The following is an 18,054-nucleotide window of genomic DNA, read 5'->3' on the forward strand; positions in this document are numbered from 1 at the left end:
CAGCACCTCGGTTGCTCGGACTATGTTGGATTTGACTGAGCTTCGAAGCCTTGGAAGAGAGAGGTGTCGAGCCAGTCGATCTGTTCACAGCTAGTTTCTCAAGCTTGGGGTGTTGACGGAGGATAAGGTGCAGCAATTCCAAGTGCGCGCGGACAAAGCTGAGAAAAGTGCCTTGATCCGGAAGTTGCATGAGCAGTTGAAAACTGACCGCAACGGGCATATCAGCAGAGCAGAGATGCCGGAGGCCAGTCGACAGCCGATGCTGTTTCAAGCCCTGAGTCGACTGATCTTGCGTTACGAAAGCGGGGGGGGACGGCCTCCCAACCTCCCCCTGTTTCGCAAGAGGAAGAACTGAAGCACGGCGCGGCTCAAGCGATAACAAGGACGTCACTGGAACATCGTTCCAATCAAGAGAGATCATGAAGATCTGCAAAGCAATATTGATCACCTCCATAACGCTGCTCGGGCCAGTCGCCTGCGATGGGTCAACGCCGCCGTCGGCGCCGCTCCCCGGGCCTGTGATTGAAGAGCGTCTGCAGCGGCATATGCCGCGCTTGCAGACAACACGTGATTTCCGGCCGACCTGGACGTCAGGCTCTACCCGCGAATGTCTGGGGCGATTGGTATTCGAGGTGGATGGCCCGATCGAGTGGGCGCTGGATCCGCTGAGAAAAGTGGAGGACAACGAACCACCCTTGTTCCCGGACGGCGTACCTGGCGATCATCGCCAACGCATGGGCTACGGGGTCATGCGGGTGATGGTGTCTCAACCGGCCACGGAAGATGTGATGGAGATGCATCGCGACCGCTACCAGGCTGCGGATCGCGGTACGAGTGTTGCCGCGTGGACAAGGGGGGTTCAGAGGCGCGAGGCTGCAGTTGAGGAAGCCCGAGTAAGAGGGGCGGATGAGGCAATAATCAGGGGGCGAGAAGCAACAGTTGAGGAGGCCAAGCAAGAACTCAAAATTGCCCGTAACCGACGCATCCACAGCTTTGGCTTCCCCGGTGAGCTTGCAACAGAAAGCGGCACCGGCCGATTGGCAGTACGCACCCTACTGGGTGGCAACGTCATTTCGTTGGTGGCCTATGTGAACTCCGAGGAGGGCAATCCACTCCGAGAGGAAGCCATGGCCAAGATCCGCCGCGACATCAAGCGCATGCGGCTGCGCGCGCCCGGCGAAGTACCGGACGAGCCCGGTGTTTGTTTCCCCGGCCTGTTCTTCGCCGACGACGGCACCACCGATTATCACGCGCACGCCTCGTTCCGTTACGTGGACCGCCCCAATGTCGCCTACAGCATCGACACCGGCTATCGACCGGCACCAGAGGAAGGCGAAGGCATCGCCAAGCAACCCATCTCTAACTGGAGGCAGGTCCTGGCCTATCCAGGTGTGTTGCTGACAATGCCGGCAGATGACGTGCAGCGACGCGATGTTGTCAAACCGGGCGGAATTCTAGCCGGCGGGTTGAGCTTCGATAAAACCGGTATTGCCATCACCCGCGAGGGCGATACCAAGCGCGATCCCAGTGTGCGCACTTACCAGCTGTATGCGGGCATGCCAGGAATTGAAGGCGTTCAAGCGATGCCGTTCGTTTCGATGACGATGCAGGGTTGGTCGCAACAAACCTATCCGCAGTTGAAGCAGCAGCCGCCGCCGCTGGAGGAAAGTGAAAAGCGTTTCGACGCCATCCTGCACAACCTGCACCTGCGGCACACCACGCCGGAGATGCCGGATTACGAGCGCCTATTGGGCAAGCAGACTGCTTCGCCAGAGTAGGCGAGGCAGCAGCTCTGCTCCCTCCCTTTCGCGCAGCGAAGGGGAGGGCTGGGGAGGGGGGCTTTTGAGGCTGTGCACGCCTGCAGCAACCCACTCCCAGCCTCCCCCTGCTTTGCAAGGGGAGAGGCCGAAGCACGGTGCTGCTCAGGCGATAACAAGGATGTCACTGGAACATCGTTCCAACCTGGTGAAATCATGAAGAGCGCTAGGGCGATGTGCATGAGCCGGCAATGAGCAGATCGCAGAAGTGTTTTGAGGTGCGCCCGGCGAAATCGAAGAACCGTGACACCAGTCTCTCTACGCGCGATCCGCTGAAGGTCTACACATTTGTGAATAGGCCTGGTGTCTTCACGCAAGCATTCGCAAAGCCCGCAATTTGAGCCAATTTCCAAGCTGTTTCCACCAATCCGACCCCTCCAACCCGTAACGCTGGCTATAGGAAAGTTCTGATAGATTCGGCTTGGGGGATCCTACCGCGTCTGCTGAATGGCAGACGGGAAACGCATTGGGTTGGCATGGATAAGCTGAATAGCCTGATGGCGCAGGTGGCTGCGCCGAGTGATGCACAGCGTCAGTATCAATGGCGATGCTCGGGATTTGGCGGGGGCATGGTCGAACGCTGGTGGGGCCGCGATGGCCTGTCTGCGCATGCGCAGACGGATGTGGATGTGCTGTCCACCGATCAAGGCGTTGCGTTGGATGCGCTGCTTGGCACCCAGGCGGTGCTGGTGATGCGCATGGCCGATGGTGGCGAGCAGCAACGCAGTGGTCTGGTTGCGCACGCACAGCGCATGGGCAGTGATGGCGGACTGGTGCGCTACCGCGTGTCGCTGCGATCGTGGACCTGGTGGCTGCAGCATGCGCGGCACAGCCGTGTGTTCCAGGACAAGAGCGTGCGCGAGATAGTCGACGCCGTGCTTGCCGACTATCCGGACCTGGCCAATTGGCGCTGGGCCGAAGGCTGCGATGAATTCATTGGTACGCGCGTGCGCAGCTATTGCGTGCAGTACCGCGAGAGCGATCTGGATTTCCTGCAGCGGCTGTTGGCCGAGGAAGGGCTGGGTTGGCGCCTGTACGCCGAAGAACAATCAACTTGCGGCAACGGCATGGAGATCTTCGCCGATAGCCTGGGCCTGCCGCAGGACGCCAGCAGCGCCGCAGGCGGCGTGCGCTTCCATCGCAGTGATGCCACCGAATCCACGGACAGCATCCAGACGCTGGGCCGACGCCGCGTCCTGGGCAGCACCAGCCTGAGCCTGCTCAGCGATGATTACCGTCAGGTGCGCAGCATCAGCACGCAGCTGCCCTTGGACGGCGGCGGTGAGGCCTCCAAGCGCGAAAGCTATGACGCCGTTGGCGCATATGCCTTCAGCAATGCGGGTGCGGCAGATTGGTATGCGCGCTTGCAGGCGCAGGCACATGAAGTCCATGGCCGCAGCTGGCAGGGCCAAGGCACGGTGCGTGGTTTCCAGTCCGGTACCTGGCTTGAGGTGCAACAGGCGCCGTTTGCGACCGCGCCCGAGTTGTTGCTGGTGGAGGTGGAGCACGCGGGTATCAACAACCTGCCGACTGATGTACGCAAGGCGATGGACGATGCCTTGGGTAGCACGCCGATGGCAGGGACCGATGCCGGGCTGTGGCAGCAGGCCGAGAAGGTGGGCTATGCCAATCGCTTCAAGGCGACCGAGCGGAACTTGCCATGGCGGCCGGCGCTGGAAGATGGCAACGGTCATCGCCTGAATCCACGGCCGACCGTGCCGGGCTATCAGACCGCGGTGGTCGTCGCGGGGCAGGGCGGCAACAGCAAGGACGTGCATGCCGATAGCCTTGGCCGGATTCGGGTGCGCTTCCACTTCCAGGATGAGCAGGGCGACACCACCTGGCTGCGGGTAGCCCAGCGCTACGCGGGCCCCGGTGTTGGCGCGCAGTTCCTGCCGCGTATCGGCCAGGAAGTGCTGGTCGGTTTCCTTGAGGGTGATATCGATCGGCCCATCGTGTTGGGCGCGCTGTACAACGGTCGTGGTGAAGCGGGCGTTGCGCCCACGCCTGCTGGTGCCAGTGCCGACGCCGATCACAGCGCCTATGCGCAGGCGCGCGATGGCGCCGCCAGCGCGCAGGGCAATCTCAGTGGCGGCCATGCACCGGCCTGGCATGCAGCAGGCGCCGGCGACGATGCGCACCGCAACGCGGGCGCGGTATGGGGCATACGTTCCCGAGAGTGGGACGGTGGCGAAGGCAGCAATCACCTGCTGTTTGATGACACCGACCAGCAGCTGCGCGTGCAGCTGGCCAGCAGCCAGCAGACCTCGCAGTTGAGTCTTGGCCATCTGCGCCATCAGGCCGACAACTTCCTTGGCAGTCTGCGCGGCACCGGCTTCGAGCTGCGCAGTGATGCCTGGGGCGCGGTACGTACAACGTCGGGCGGCTGGTTCAGTGCCTATGCGCACCGCAGCAACAGTCCGGCGGGCGAAGCCGTGCAACCGGCGGCCCTGCTCAATCAGTTGCAGGCCTTGAGTACACGCTTCAATCAATCGGCGCGCACGCATCTGACCACTGCGTTGGCGATGAAGGAAGGCGCACGCGGCAAGGACCGCTCCAGCATCGTGCCAGACAAGGCGCCGCTGGCAGCGATGCTGGCCAGCGCCAAAACCACGGTTGCCGGTACGGAGTACCAAGCTGCCAGCAGCGAAGCCGAGCAGCGTCAGGCAAGCGCCGGTGAGGGCCGGGTACCGCATAGCGGCGATCCGCTGCTGGGGTTCGCGGCGCCGGCTGGCGTTGTCCATGTCGCCGGGCAGGCACTGCACTGGTCGGTAGGCGAAGGCCTGCTATTGGCCAGCGGCGGCGACAGCGATACCGCGGTGATGGGCGACGCGCGTCTGCACGCAGGCCAGGCCATCGGCATGTTGGCCACTGCCGTGGAAGGCGGTGGCGACGGCGGCAATGCATTGAGCGTGGTAGCCGGCACCGATGAACTGAACGTGCAGGCGCAACACGACGAAGTGCGCATGCAATCAAAGCAGGCCCTGCGCGCAGCCAGCGCCCAGGGCGTGGTGGAACTGACTGCCGGCAAGACCTTGCACATCGCCACCACCGGTGGCGCCAGCGTCACCATCGAAGGCGGCAACATCAGCTTCAACTGCCCGGGCAAGATCACCGTGCATGCGAGCAAGAAGAGCTTCCTTGGCGGCACCCATCTGTCCACCGAAATGAACAGCTGGCCAGACCCGCAGTTCGATGATGTCTACGTGGTGCGGCACCGGGCCACGGGCGAGCCGATGCCCAATACGCGGGTGCAGCTCACCCGCGGTGATGGTGGCCGCAGCGAGCTGGTCACCGATGCACAGGGGCGCCTGCCGCGGCAGAGCGGGCAGGGTATCGATGAGGTGCTCATCAAGATTCTGGGGAAGGTCTAGCGCATGGAAGAGAAACAGGATGTTGTGCTGCCCAGCGGAGACTGGGACGAGGATGGGCGGCCGGTCGCACGTGCGCGGCTTACCCAGGTCAAGGACAAACGCGACAAGGTGGTCGAGGCCGATACCGATGCGGTGATTCCGGTGATCTTCCTGCCCGGCATCATGGGCACCAACCTGAAGTCGACGGTCACTGGCGATCCGGTATGGCGGCCACCGAACACGGATGGTGTCGGCGCGGTGCTGGGGGCGATCGGACAGATGTTCGTGTTCCTGTTCCGTGGCGCTGCCACGCGGCAACGCTTGTTGAATCCATTGACATCGGAAGTGGACGACCGCGGTCCGCTTGATGCGGAGAAGACCATTCCCGAGACGCTGGCGCGCGAACGTGGTTGGGGCCAGTTGATGCGCTCGGCCTACAACCCGGTGATGGCGGAGATGCAGCGCAAGCTCAATGACCTGATGTCGGCGGGCAAGCTGCAGCCGTGGTGGGCAGAAGATGGCGCACGCGCGCCGGCCGAGTATGGCGAGATGGTCGGCGGCAATGCCGCGCTTACCCTGGAGCAGGCCAAGCACGCCGCGCACTACCGCTTCGAGGTCTGGTCCGGTGGTTACAACTGGCTGCAGAGCAATCGTCTCTCGGCGCAGGACATTGTCGCGCGCATCGACAACGTGATCCTGCCGTATTACGCCACGCGCGGCATCAACGCGCAGAAGGTATTGCTGGTTACCCACTCCATGGGCGGCCTGGTGGCACGCGCGGTGTCGCAGGTGTCGAACTACGGCAAGTTGCTGGGCGTCTCGCATGGGGTGATGCCGGCAACGGGCGCAGCAGCTACGTATCACCATTGCCGTGCAGGCTATACCGGTGTTTCGAGCATCATCCTGGGCCGCGATGCCGGCGAAGTGGTGGCGATCCTCGCCAAATCACCCGGTGGCCTGGAGCTGCTGCCCGCTGCGGATTACAACGAAGGCAAGGCCTGGCTGGAGCTGGGCGACAAGGGCCCGCGTCTGCCGGTTGGCGCAGATCCGTACAACGAGATCTACCTCAACACCAAATGGTATGGGCTGGTTCCCGAAGCCAATACCGGTCTGCTCGATCCGAGCGCACCGGCGCCGGCGGCGGCTTCGGCACGCGAAGAAGAAGATGGCCCGGCGCTGACGCCACGTACCGGCTTCCAGATCAATATCGAAGGTGTGCGGGACTTCCACAAGGACATCGAGCGCAAGTACCACAAGCCGACATTCGCGCATTACGGTGATGACGCCAAGCAGCTTGCCTGGGGTGACCTGGGCTGGAGCGGCGGCAGCATGACCGGCGTGGATTCGGTGACGCCAGTATCGGACAACCACAACGGCAAGATCAAACTGCAGGACGCGGTTGGTGTGATCAAGCTGGAGATTGCCGATCCCGCTGATCCCGGTGATGGCACAGTCCCGGCGTGTTCAGGTGCGGCCCCCAAAGCTGAGGTCACGGGATGTTTCCGCCAAGGCAGTTTCGGCACCGGGCAGTACGCGCTGAAAGGAAAAAAAGGCTATGACCATCAAGGCAGCTACAACGACGAGCGCACCCGCTGGGCAACCCTTTACGCCGCAGTGCGGTTTGCGCAAAGCGCGGACTGGGCGTGAGGCGTTGCATGCGATGACGCGGCGACCGCTGTTGCATGGCGTGCTGGCTGCAGTACTACTGACCTTTGCCTCGGGCGGCGTTGCCGGCGCGGCACCGAAACGACAGGGAAGCGAAATGAAGACTTTGTGCGTTGGCCGATTCCTGCTGGATGTGCCTGCTGCGACCTCGATCCAGCCCGGTTACGTGTATGCACGCAAGAAGGTGGAGACGACTACCGGTGTATCGGCCGAAGCGTTCCGTCAGCGCGTGGCTGCGCGCATCGCAGCGCTGAAGGCAGCGCGGCATCGTGCGGGTGAGTCCATGTCGGTCAGTGAAACGCGTATCGACGATGATGCGGTGCTGGTGACGTCGTGGCTCAGCGAGAGCAGCCGCGCCGGTCATCGCCAGGAGCTTTACGTGCTGGACCCAACGCACAACGTGCAATACCTGGTCAGTGGCGAGACCGAGGCCGCGAAGTTGCCGGCCGCGATCGAAAACTATCGCGCCTTGCGACCGAGGATCAGCTACCGCGATCCCAACACCATTCCGACCACCGCGGGCTTCTGCGTCGACTCGGGTTTCATAGCGGGCAATCGGATCAACAGCGAGGAGATGACCATCGGCCTGCGTCCGCGTGCGCATCCGGGCGCGCGCATGACCTTGATGTCGTATGTCACCGGCCAGCCTGATCAGCCATTGCTGCAGCGTGCCTCCGATCTGCCGCCGGAGTATGCAGCCGCCGCAGCGCGGATGCGCAATCTGCGTCGTGGTGAACGCAACGTAGGGCCGATCCAGGGGCAGGAGATTCTTGCCCATGCAGAAGCTGACGGGGGCAAGATGTATGCCTTCCTGTGGGAATCACAAGGGCGTGCGGAGTCCTTGCAGTTCCCGTTCCTGTCGCTGCAGCTGCTGACCGAAGAGAAGGCCGATGCACCGGCATTCCGCGATGACGCACAGGCGCTGGGGCTGTGGGACCAGGTGCTGGGCAGCCTGCGCCTGCGCCCGGGGGCGATCTGAGTTTTGCTCGATTGTGGGAACGGCGTAAGCCGTGAAGCAGATGGTGCTGGAGCTTTCAGGCATTCGTGCCATCTGCGGCTGTGCCGGCTTCGCGGCTTAAGCCGCTCCCACAACAGCAGTCTTGGTTTTTTTCGGCAGCTCAGGCTGAGCTCTCGGTCACGCACAATCTGCATCTCTGTAGGAGCGGCGTAAGCCGCGAAGCTGATGGTGCTGAAACCCCCGACATTGGCGCCATCTGATGATGCACCGGCTTCGCGGCTTACGCCGCTCCTACAACAGCCCCGGTAAGCGTGCTCCAGCGCCTGGCGAACCTTCAAAGCTCCTGCCCAAACATGATCCTGTGGCCGTCGATCGTGCGCACTCCAAACTCGCGCATGCCCCACGGCTTGTCAGCGAGCGGCTGGGTGAATTCCGCGCCCGCCGCTTGGTACTCATCAAACAGACTGCTGGCGTCTGCCACGGTTATGTAGCCATACCAGGAGTGATCACCAAGCGCATGCGGCGGCGTAGCGTCGATGCATTCGCCCAGCATCACCCGGAAGCTGCCGCGCGACATGAAACTCCAGCCGGGCGCGGTGAAATCCATCTGCAGGCCAAGCACTGAAGCGTAGTAGTCGGTGGACTTGGCCAGATCCTGCACGGCGAGGGTAAAGCGCACATCGGTGAAGTCGCTCATCTCATCTCCTGCGGTGTGATATCAGCCATCGCGCGTTGACTCCGGTTGCAGCTGTTGGACCTCGGCTTTGGTGTCCGAATCTGGCGGGCAATGCCGCCTTCATGGATGCAGCATGCAGCTCCCTTGTCGATTGGAGCTTACATGAAGCAGCTACATGGAAAGGTTGCGATCATCACCGGTGCCAGTTCCGGTATCGGTCGTGCTGCAGCAGTGTTGTTTGCCGCAGAAGGCGCGGCCCTTGTGCTGGGAGCGCGGCGCACGACCGAGTTGGAACAGCTTGTCACGGAGATTGCCGACAGTGGCGGCAGTGCGGTCTGTCTGGCGGGCGATGTCTGCGAAGAGGCCTATGCAAAGGCCTTGGTCGATTTGGCGTTGGACCGGTTCGGCCGACTGGACGTGGCCTTCAACAATGCCGGCACGATGGGGCCATTGGGGCCGACACCCGGGCTGGCGCTGGCCGATTGGCAGCGCACGTTGGATACCAATCTCACCGCGATGTTCCTGGCCGCCAAGCATCAGGTCCCGGCGATGCTGCGCGGCGGCGCTGGCAGCCTGATATTCACTTCAACTTTTGTCGGGCATACGGTGGGTTTCGCCGGTGCTGCGGCTTATGCGGCCAGCAAGTCCGGCATCATCGGGCTGACCCAAGCATTGGCGTCGGAGGTCGGACCGCAGGGACTTCGGGTCAATGCCTTGTTGCCTGGCGGTACCGATACACCGATGGCGCATGAAATGAATGGCTCGCCGGAAGCGATGGCGCAGGTGGCGCAGTTGCATGCACTGAAGCGTATTGCCGATCCACGCGAGTTGGCGGCGGCGGCGATGTTCCTGGCCTCGGACCAGTCTTCATTCATGACCGGCGCGGCGATGCTGGTGGATGGTGGGGTGTCCATCCATCGCGGTTGATGCGGGGGCGCATGCGAAACGGGCGCCGAGAGGCGCCTGTTCGCTCTGCTTGGCCGGAGTGCATGGAGCTGCTGAAACTCCCGCACTCCCAGAACAGGAGTCGGCGAGCAAGCTGCCTGGCTTGCCGATCAATGGATCGGGATATGCAGTTCCATCTGCGATTCTGGATCGAACGGGTCGTCAAAGCGTGCGTCGTAGCGCTCCAGGTCAATGCCGTCTTTTGCCTGTAGGCCGTGCTCGGCCAGCAGGTGATCGTAGATTTCCTGGAACGTTGCGCTGATCTGCGGCGCAGTGCCAGTGTGGGTATAAACGGCATAGCGTTGCGCGGGAACCTGGACGCGGACCATGCCTTCCGGGATGACCGCTTCCTCGCTCACCTCGAAACCGGTGATGTAGCGCAGCGTGCCGTCGGCCTGCGGTATGCAGACGCCGTAGCTGACGACGGGATCGATCTTGCCGGCGACTTCATTCTCGCGCGGGATGAAGCGTTGCCAGAGTTCGGCATAGCCATCTTCGCCTTCGCGGAAGATTGCTTCCATGCCGATGACGTTGAAGGCCGGGCGCTCGATGAGGGTGGGTTGCATGTTGGGAATTCTTGTCCGGGAGGTACTGGTGTGTTGCTGTCGCGTGGGGAGCTTGGTGCGCCCCTGTCAGCTTCCGCTCTGCGCCCGCTGGTAAGCGACCAGTGCGTTGGCATGGCCGTGGCCGATGTTGTGTTGTTCTTTCAGGAAGGCCACCTGTTCCATGTGCTTCTTGTCCTTGACCGTCTCCAACTGCTGCAGCCAGTGCTTTATCGGTTTGCCGTAAGTCTTCTCGATGGACGGGAAATACGATGCCGGACCTTGGACTTTTTCGCTGCTGGTCATCTGCGTTTCCTGGAAGGAGAGAGGCAGGGCAATGATGCGGCAAAGATTGGGTGTTGGCGATCCGGTTGGTGCTTGAGTGCGGGATGCTAGTTGTGTGCTTTGAAGGCGTGAAGGACGCGCAGAAAGCAGAACGGGCGCCTTGCGGCGCCCGTTCTTTGCAAAGCTTGCCCTCACCCCAACCCCTCTCCCGCGGGCGGGAGAGGGGCTCAATCTGTAGTGCCGAGCCATGCTCGGCAGGAGCTTTACCAGCTAAAGCCGCCCTCACCCCAACCCCTCTTCCGCGGGCGGGAGAGGGGCTCAGACTGTAGTGCCGAGCCATGCTCGGCAGGGGCTTTACCGGCTAAAGCTGCCCTCACCCCAACCCCTCTCCCGCGGGCGGGAGAGGGGCTAAAGCAAAGGCAAAGGCTTTGCCGATCAGTAGCGGTAGTGGTCCGGCTTGAACGGGCCGTCGACCGGCACGCCGATGTAGTCGGCCTGGTCCTGGCTCAGGGTGGTCAGCTTCACGCCGATCTTTTCCAGGTGCAGACGGGCAACTTCTTCGTCCAGCTTCTTCGGCAGCAGGTACACCTTGTTCTCGTAGCTGTCCTTGTTCGCCCACAGGTCGATCTGTGCGAGCGTCTGGTTGGCGAACGAGTTGGACATTACGAAGCTCGGGTGGCCGGTGGCGCAGCCGAGGTTGACCAGGCGGCCTTCGGCCAGCAGGAAGATCGCGTTGCCGTTCGGGAAGATGTACTTGTCCACCTGCGGCTTGATGTTGACGTGCTGCACGCCCTTGTAGCCCACCAGCGCATCAACCTGGATTTCATTGTCGAAGTGACCAATGTTGCAGACGATGGCCTGGTCCTTCATCGCGCTCAGGTGCTCGATGCGGATGATGTCCTTGTTGCCGGTGGTGGTGACGTACAGGTCAGCACGGCCCAGGGTGGATTCGATGGTGTTGACCTCGTAGCCTTCCATCGCGGCCTGCAGGGCGCAGATCGGGTCGATCTCGGTGACCACCACGCGCGCGCCGTAGGCACGCAGCGAAGCGGCGCAACCCTTGCCGACGTCGCCGTAGCCGCAGACCACGGCAACCTTGCCGGCCAGCATCACGTCCATCGCGCGCTTCAGGCCATCGGCCAGCGACTCGCGGCAGCCGTACAGGTTGTCGAACTTGCTCTTGGTGACCGAGTCGTTGACGTTGATCGCCGGGATCAGCAGGGTGCCGGCCTGGGCCAGCTGGTACAGGCGGTGCACGCCGGTGGTGGTCTCTTCGGAGACGCCCTTCCAATCCTTGACCACGCGGCCCCAGTAACCCGGGCGCTCGGTTGCAACGCGCTTGAGCAGGTTCTTGATGACCTGTTCTTCGTGCGAGGAAGCCGGCTCATTGACCCAGTTGCTGCCGTTCTCGAGCTCGTAGCCCTTGTGGATCAGCAGGGTGACGTCGCCGCCGTCGTCGACCACCAGCTCCGGACCGGTCAGGGTGCCGTCGGCCAGGGTGAAGGTCAGCGCGTCCAGGGTGCAGTCCCAGTATTCTTCCAGCGACTCGCCCTTCCATGCGAACACCGGCGTGCCGGTGGCGGCAATCGCGGCGGCAGCGTGGTCCTGGGTCGAGAAGATGTTGCACGAGGCCCAACGCACTTCGGCGCCGATGTCCTTCAGGGTTTCGATCAGTACCGCGGTCTGGATGGTCATGTGCAGCGAGCCGGTCACGCGCACGCCCTTCAGCGGCAGCTCGGCCTGGTACTTGCGGCGGATCGACATCAGGCCCGGCATTTCGTGCTCGGCGATGTCCAGTTCCTTGCGGCCCCAATCGGACAGCGAGATATCGCGGATCTTGTAATCACCTTCCTGCGAGAAGGTAGCGGCAACAGCGTTCATTTAGAGCTCCGGTGTGGTGCGAGCAGGCTCGCGTTCGCCGGGCGCCGTTGTTGCGTGAAAGCCGTCCGAGCCTGGCCGTATTGGAAGCCCATGCAGGAACACGGGCTGCCACCCAACGGTCGCAGCGCCCCTCGGAACGGGCCGCTCAGTATATCGCGGCGAGATGCCAGCGCCGCGGGCCCAACCAACGGCAGGGGCCATGGGCGGGGGGGATTGTTAAGTTGGAGGATTGTTTCCGTCCAATAGGAATGCGCCATGAACCTGTCTCCCCACCGCCGTCGCCGCGCTTCAGCCGCGCTGGTGCTGTGTGCCGGCCTGCTGCTGGCTGTACCCCCGGTCATGGCGCTGACCCCGCCTGTGGCGCAGAAGGGCGCCCAGCAGGGTGAAGGCTACCGGCTGCCGTCGGCTGCGCTGCAGGCCGTGGTGGATGCCCCGCGTGCGCCCACCCTGTACCTGTCGCCCAGGCGCGACCTGACTGCGCTGCTGCAGACCCCGGCGCTGCCGTCGATCGCCCAGGTCGCGGCCCCGGAGCTGAAGCTGGCTGGCCTGCGCATCAACCCCAAGACCGTGTCAGACAGTCGCTTCTCGTTCGGCAGCAAGCTGTGGTTGGCGTCCACAAGTGACGGCAAGGAGCGCCAGATCAGCGGCCTGCCGCAGCCGCTGGCGGTGGCCTCGTTGGCGTGGTCGGCGGACCAGAAGTATCTGGCCTTCAATCAGGTGAACCCGGCGACAGGTAGCAATGAGCTGTGGTTGGTGGATGTGGAGACCGCGAGTGCGCGACGCGTGGCCGAGCGCCTGAACAGCATCGTTGGCAATGGCTACGCCTGGTTGCCGGGCGGCGACGCACTGTTGGTGATGCAGCGCCCCGCCGGGCAGGGGGAGCCGCCGCATGGCGACGGTGTGCCGACCGGGCCGGCGGTTCAGCAGACCGAGGCCGGCAAGGGCGTGCGGTCGGTACGTACCTACCAGGACCTGTTGAAGAACGAGGACGACGCGCGACTGTTCGAGTACTACATGCAGGCGCAGCCGGTGCGGGTGGCAATCAACGGCGACACCACACCCGTGGGCGCTGTTGGCATCTATCTGGGTCTGTCGGCCTCGCCGGATGGCAGGTATCTGTTGAGCCAGCGCGTGCAGCGGCCGTTCTCTTATGCGGTGCCGGTCAGCAGCTTCCCGCGCAACATCGAAGTGCTGGATGCGCAGGGCAAGCTGGTGCACACGGTGGCGCGCCTGCCTCTGGTGGATGGCCTGCCGACCGGCAACGATGCAGTCCCCACCGGCGTACGTTCGATCAGCTGGCGTGCCGATGCACCGGCCTCGCTGGTATGGGCTGAGGCACAGGACGGTGGCGACCCGTCGCGCGAGGCCAAGGTACGTGATGCGGTGCTGCTGCAGGCGGCGCCGTTCGACAAGCCGCCGGTGACGCTGGCACAGCTTGGTTCGCGCTACGCAGGTGTTACCTGGGCCAATGGCGAGCTGGCGCTGCTGGATGAGTATTGGTGGAAGAACCGTCAGGTGAAGCAGTGGAAGATCGCCCCGGATCATCTCGATCAGGCGGCAACCTTGCTGGTCCAGCGTTCGGAAGACGACCGCTACAGCGACCCGGGTGAGCCGGTGTTGCACACCGATGCTGCTGGCCGTTCGCGGCTGCAGCTGAGCGCCGATGGCAACAGTTTCTACCGTATCGGCGAGGGCGCGTCGGCCGAAGGTGATCGTCCGTTCTTGGACCGCGTTGAGCTTGCCAGCGGCAAGAGCGAGCGCGTGTTCCAGTCGCAGGCGCCGTACTACGAAATGCCCTTGAGCATCAGCGAAGGCGAGGGTGGCCGCATCCTCACCTACCGTGAATCCAACGACGTACCGGCCAACCTGATCGCCCGTACCTTGGCGGCAGATGCGCAGCCGGTTGAACTCACTCACTTTGCCCATCCGTTGCCGGCATTGCGTGGTGTGAAGAAGGAGCAGATCCGCTACAAGCGTGCCGACGGTGTCGAACTCACCGCCGACCTGCTGCTGCCGCCGGGCTATGACGCCAAGAAGGACGGTCCGCGTCCGGTGCTGATGTGGGCCTACCCGGCCGAGTTCAAATCCGCCGCCGATGCCAGCCAGGTCAGTGGCTCGCAGTACCGCTTCAACGCCATCAGTTACTGGGGCCCGCAGGCCTTCCTCGCCAAAGGCTACGTGGTGCTGAACAACCCGACCATGCCGATCGTTGGCGAAGGCGACACCGAACCGAATGACACCTATGTGCAGCAGCTGGTTGCCAGTGCACAGGCGGCGGTCGATGAAGTGGTGAAGCGCGGTGTTGGTGATCGTGAGCGCATCGCAGTGGGTGGCCATTCCTACGGCGCCTTCATGACCGCGAACCTGCTGGCGCATACGCGACTGTTCAAGGCAGGCATCGCGCGTTCCGGCGCGTACAACCGCACGCTGACGCCGTTCGGCTTCCAGGCCGAAGAGCGCAACTACTGGCAGGCGCAGGATGTGTACCAGAAGATGTCGCCGTTCAATTACGCCGACAAGATCAAGGACCCGATCCTGTTCATCCACGGCGTTGACGATAACAACTCCGGTACCTTCCCGATCCAGAGCGAGCGCATGTTCGCCGCGGTGAAGGGCTTGGGTGGCACCTCGCGGCTGGTGATGCTGCCGAACGAATCGCATGGCTACCGCGCACGCGAATCGATCATGACCATGCTGGCTGAAAGCGAAGACTGGCTGGACCGCTGGTTGGGTGCTGAAGCCGGCAAGAAGCGCTGACGTGTGGTTGCTGCCCCCGCGCCTTCGGCGCAGGGGCAGCAATGTAGTGCCGAGCCATGCTCGGCAGGGGCTTTACCGGTCAAAGCAAAAAGCCGCCCTCACCCCAACCCCTCTCCCGCAAGCGGGCGAGGGGCTTTGAGCAAGAGCGAAGCAACGTAGTGCCGAGCATGGCTCGGCACTACAGGCGAAGCACTGCGCCGTCATGTCCTCGAACTGACTGATTCGCCATGCATTCCTGTCCAAACGGACAGTTGCCAGACAACATACAAATGCAACTGTTTCAGGTTTGGTGCACTGCAAAACTGTGCTGATTTTTGCGGTAGGCTTGACGGGTTTCCGCTCTCCAGGCTCTACGTCTTCGATGAACGAGTACCGCAGCAGCGTTGTCTTCGCCACCCCTGATCTGCCCCTGCGCGACGATGTGCGCCGCCTTGGCGCAATGGTTGGCGATCTGATTTCCGAACAGGTATCGCCCGGCTTCCTCGACGAAGTGGAAGACGTGCGTACAGCCGCCATCGCGCGCCGCGAAAGCCAGGCACCGCTGCTCTCGCTGAGCACCCAGCTGGCTGGCCGCTCGCCGCGCGATGCCGAAGCGCTGGTGCGTGCGTTCAGCACCTATTTCCAGGTGGTCAACATCGCCGAGCGCGTGCATCGCATCCGCCGTCGCCGTGACTACCAGCGCGCAGGCACCAAGCGTCCGCAGCCCGAAGGCCTGCATGACGCGCTGCTCGCGCTGAAGGCGCAGGGCGTGACGCCGGAAGAACTGGCGCAGTGGCTGCCGCAGATCGATATCGAGCCGGTGTTCACCGCGCATCCGACCGAAGCCGTGCGCCGTGCCCTGCTGGAAAAAGAACAGCTGATGGTCGCCGCGCTGGTCGACAACCTCGATGGCCAGCGTACGCCCGGCGAGCAGGCCGCCGATGCAGCGCGTTTCCGCATGGCCTTGACCGCGTCATGGCAGACCGCCGATTCCTCGCCGGTACGGCCAACGGTTGATGACGAGCGTGAGCACGTCGGTTTCTACCTGACCCGCGTGTTGTACCGGGTGATCCCGGTGTTCTACGAATCGCTGGAACAGGCCGTGCGCGATACCTGGGGCAGGACCTTGCCGTTGCCGCGTCTGCTGCGCTTCGGTACCTGGGTCGGTGGTGATATGGACGGCAATCCGAATGTGGATGCCGGCACCATCACCAATACCTTGAACGCACAGCGCAGCGCCGTATTGGGCCTGTACTTGAAGGACATGCTGGCGCTGGCCAGCCTGCTCAGCCAATCGATCGAACTGGTTGGCGTCAGCGATGAAGTGCTGGCGCGCGTGCAGGAATACCAGCAGCTGCTGCCGCAGGTGAAGTCGCGTCCGCGCCACGCTGATATGCCGTATCGCCTGCTCAACGACCGAATGCGTGCGCGTCTGCAGGCGACATTGGAAGATGCGCCTGGTGCTTATGCATCGCCGGAAGAATTCATCCACGACATCCAGCTGATCCTCGACAGCCTCGACGCCAACAAGGGCAAACACGCTGGCTGGTTCTCGGTACGCCGCCTGTTGTGGCGGGTGCGCACGTTTGGCTTCCATCTGGCACGCCTGGATGTGCGTCAGGAATCCAGCGTGCACTCGCGCGCCCTGGCCGAAGTGCTGGGCGGGCAGGATGCATTCGATGCGCTGGACGATGTCGCCCGCGCGCAGCTGCTGGCGCCGTATGCCGCTGGTACGGAGGTCCTGGTACGTGGCGACGATGAAGCCGGTCAGCGCCTGGATAAGGTGTTTGCTGCACTGGCCGATGCGCGCCGCCGACATGGTGCCGATGCGCTGGGCAGCTACATCATCTCGATGGCGCATGATCGCGGCGACGTGCTCGCAGTGCTGGCCTTGGCGCGGCGTGGTGGTTTGCTGGACGCGGACAACGCAGTGCCGCTGGATATCGCGCCGCTGTTTGAGACCGTCGATGACCTGCAGCGCGGTACCGCCACCTTGCGTGACCTTCTTGCCGATCCGGTCTACCGCGCGCATCTGGCCGCTCGCGACGATGTGCAGATGGTGATGCTGGGTTATTCGGACAGCGGCAAGGACGGCGGTATCGCCGCTTCGCGCTGGGGCCTTCAGCATGCGCAGGTGGAGCTGCTGGAAACGGCCGCGGAATTCGGCGTCAAGCTGACCTTCTTCCACGGCCGCGGCGGCTCGATCAGCCGTGGTGGCACCAAGACCACGCACGCAGTGAACGCCTCCCCGCGCGGCAGCATCGGTGGACGCCTGCGCGTCACCGAGCAGGGCGAGGTGATCCATCGCAAGTACGGTATCCGTGCGCTGGCGCTGCGCTCGTTGGAGCAGTCTGCCGGTGCGGTACTGCGCGCAAGCCTGCGGCCGCGCGCCGCCGAGCCGCGCGAGGAACAGTGGAAGCCGGTGATGGCGCAGGTTGCCGAGCAGAGTTCGGCCGCCTATCGCGCGTTTGTCGGCGATGCGCAGTTCATGAATTATTTCCGCCAGGCCACGCCGATCGATGTGATCGAACGGATGACGCTGGGGTCACGGCCGTCGCGACGCCTGGGCCAGGATGCGGCGCTGACCAATCTGCGCGCAATTCCGTGGGTATTCGCATGGAGCCAGGCGCGTTCGGTGATTCCGGGGTGGTTCGGCGTTGGCAGTGGCCTGCAGGCCGCCGTGGATGCGGGCCATGAGGCAACGCTGCGCGAGATGGCGCATGACTGGCCGTTCTTCGAAACCTTCCTCGACGATATGTCGATGGTGTTGAGCAAGGGCGATATCCACATCGCAGAGCAGTTCTCCAAGCTGGCCGGGCCGCTGCACGAACAATTCTTCCCACGGATACGCGAGGAGCTGGCGCTGACCGCGCATTGGGTAAAGCGTCTGAGTGGCCAGCAGGAACTACTGGAACAGGACCCGCGGCTGGCGTTGTCGATCCGCCTGCGCAATCCCTACATCGACCCGATCAGCATCCTGCAGGTAGACCTGCTGCAGCGCTGGCGCGCAAGCGACCGCGAGGACGAGGGCCTGCTGCGTGCACTTGTAGCCTGCGTAAACGGCGTATCGCAAGGCGTACAGAACACCGGCTGACGCCGTTCTGTAGTGCCGAGCCATGCTCGGCAAGGGCTTTACCAGGAATCCCAAACCTGTAGTGCCGAGCCATGCTCGGCAGGGGCTCTACTAGTGAAGCCC

At 63.3% G+C, this 18,054-nt stretch carries 11 protein-coding genes and 1 riboswitch; of the genes, 7 read left to right on the plus strand and 4 right to left on the minus strand.

Going from position 1 to position 18,054, the window contains the following annotated elements; all coding sequences use genetic code 11:
- Positions 1-419: 419 nt before the first annotated feature.
- The 4 genes from Q5Z11_RS04495 to Q5Z11_RS04510 all read left to right on the plus strand — a co-directional run bounded on the left by Q5Z11_RS04495 (position 420) and on the right by Q5Z11_RS04510 (position 7,814).
- Positions 420-1,778 (plus strand): T6SS immunity protein Tli4 family protein, encoded by a 1,359-nt coding sequence (locus Q5Z11_RS04495; RefSeq protein ID WP_303748917.1) that lies wholly within the window; start codon positions 420-422, stop codon positions 1,776-1,778.
- 515 nt (positions 1,779-2,293) lie between these two features.
- Complete coding sequence (locus Q5Z11_RS04500; RefSeq protein WP_303748918.1) at positions 2,294-5,191, plus strand: type VI secretion system Vgr family protein; 2,898 nt, start codon at positions 2,294-2,296, stop codon at positions 5,189-5,191.
- 3 nt (positions 5,192-5,194) lie between these two features.
- Positions 5,195-6,817: an esterase/lipase family protein gene (locus tag Q5Z11_RS04505; RefSeq protein ID WP_303748919.1), complete on the plus strand. Its 1,623-nt coding sequence runs from the start codon at positions 5,195-5,197 to the stop codon at positions 6,815-6,817.
- A 13-nt stretch (positions 6,818-6,830) separates the two neighbouring features.
- Positions 6,831-7,814 (plus strand): T6SS immunity protein Tli4 family protein, encoded by a 984-nt coding sequence (locus tag Q5Z11_RS04510; RefSeq protein ID WP_303748920.1) that lies wholly within the window; start codon positions 6,831-6,833, stop codon positions 7,812-7,814.
- A 313-nt stretch (positions 7,815-8,127) separates the two neighbouring features.
- Here the strand turns inward: Q5Z11_RS04510 and Q5Z11_RS04515 are convergent, their stop codons facing one another.
- Positions 8,128-8,490, minus strand: coding sequence for a VOC family protein (locus tag Q5Z11_RS04515; protein ID WP_303748921.1), 363 nt, complete (start codon positions 8,488-8,490; stop codon positions 8,128-8,130).
- 141 nt (positions 8,491-8,631) lie between these two features.
- Between Q5Z11_RS04515 and Q5Z11_RS04520 the strand changes: the two genes are divergently transcribed.
- On the plus strand, positions 8,632-9,396 hold the full coding sequence (locus Q5Z11_RS04520; protein WP_303748922.1) for an SDR family oxidoreductase: 765 nt from the start codon (positions 8,632-8,634) through the stop codon (positions 9,394-9,396).
- A gap of 128 nt (positions 9,397-9,524) precedes the next feature.
- Here Q5Z11_RS04520 and Q5Z11_RS04525 read toward each other — a convergent pair whose 3' ends face one another.
- The 3 genes from Q5Z11_RS04525 to ahcY all read right to left on the minus strand — a co-directional run bounded on the left by Q5Z11_RS04525 (position 9,525) and on the right by ahcY (position 12,122).
- Positions 9,525-9,980: a GyrI-like domain-containing protein gene (locus tag Q5Z11_RS04525; protein ID WP_303748923.1), complete on the minus strand. Its 456-nt coding sequence runs from the start codon at positions 9,978-9,980 to the stop codon at positions 9,525-9,527.
- A 66-nt stretch (positions 9,981-10,046) separates the two neighbouring features.
- Positions 10,047-10,262 (minus strand): DUF4287 domain-containing protein, encoded by a 216-nt coding sequence (locus Q5Z11_RS04530; RefSeq protein ID WP_303748924.1) that lies wholly within the window; start codon positions 10,260-10,262, stop codon positions 10,047-10,049.
- Positions 10,263-10,676: 414 nt separating this feature from the next.
- Complete coding sequence (ahcY, locus tag Q5Z11_RS04535) at positions 10,677-12,122, minus strand: adenosylhomocysteinase (protein ID WP_303748925.1); 1,446 nt, start codon at positions 12,120-12,122, stop codon at positions 10,677-10,679.
- A gap of 32 nt (positions 12,123-12,154) precedes the next feature.
- Positions 12,155-12,261: riboswitch (S-adenosyl-L-homocysteine riboswitch) on the minus strand.
- Positions 12,262-12,377: 116 nt separating this feature from the next.
- Between ahcY and Q5Z11_RS04540 the strand changes: the two genes are divergently transcribed.
- On the plus strand, positions 12,378-14,879 hold the full coding sequence (locus Q5Z11_RS04540) for a S9 family peptidase (protein WP_405051650.1): 2,502 nt from the start codon (positions 12,378-12,380) through the stop codon (positions 14,877-14,879).
- A 361-nt stretch (positions 14,880-15,240) separates the two neighbouring features.
- Positions 15,241-17,952, plus strand: a complete 2,712-nt coding sequence (ppc, locus tag Q5Z11_RS04545) for a phosphoenolpyruvate carboxylase (RefSeq protein ID WP_303748926.1) — start codon at positions 15,241-15,243, stop codon at positions 17,950-17,952.
- Positions 17,953-18,054 lie beyond the last annotated feature (102 nt).

The sequence above is a fragment of the Stenotrophomonas sp. 610A2 genome (genome assembly GCF_030549615.1).
Taxonomy (GTDB): Bacteria; Pseudomonadota; Gammaproteobacteria; order Xanthomonadales; family Xanthomonadaceae; genus Stenotrophomonas; species Stenotrophomonas pigmentata.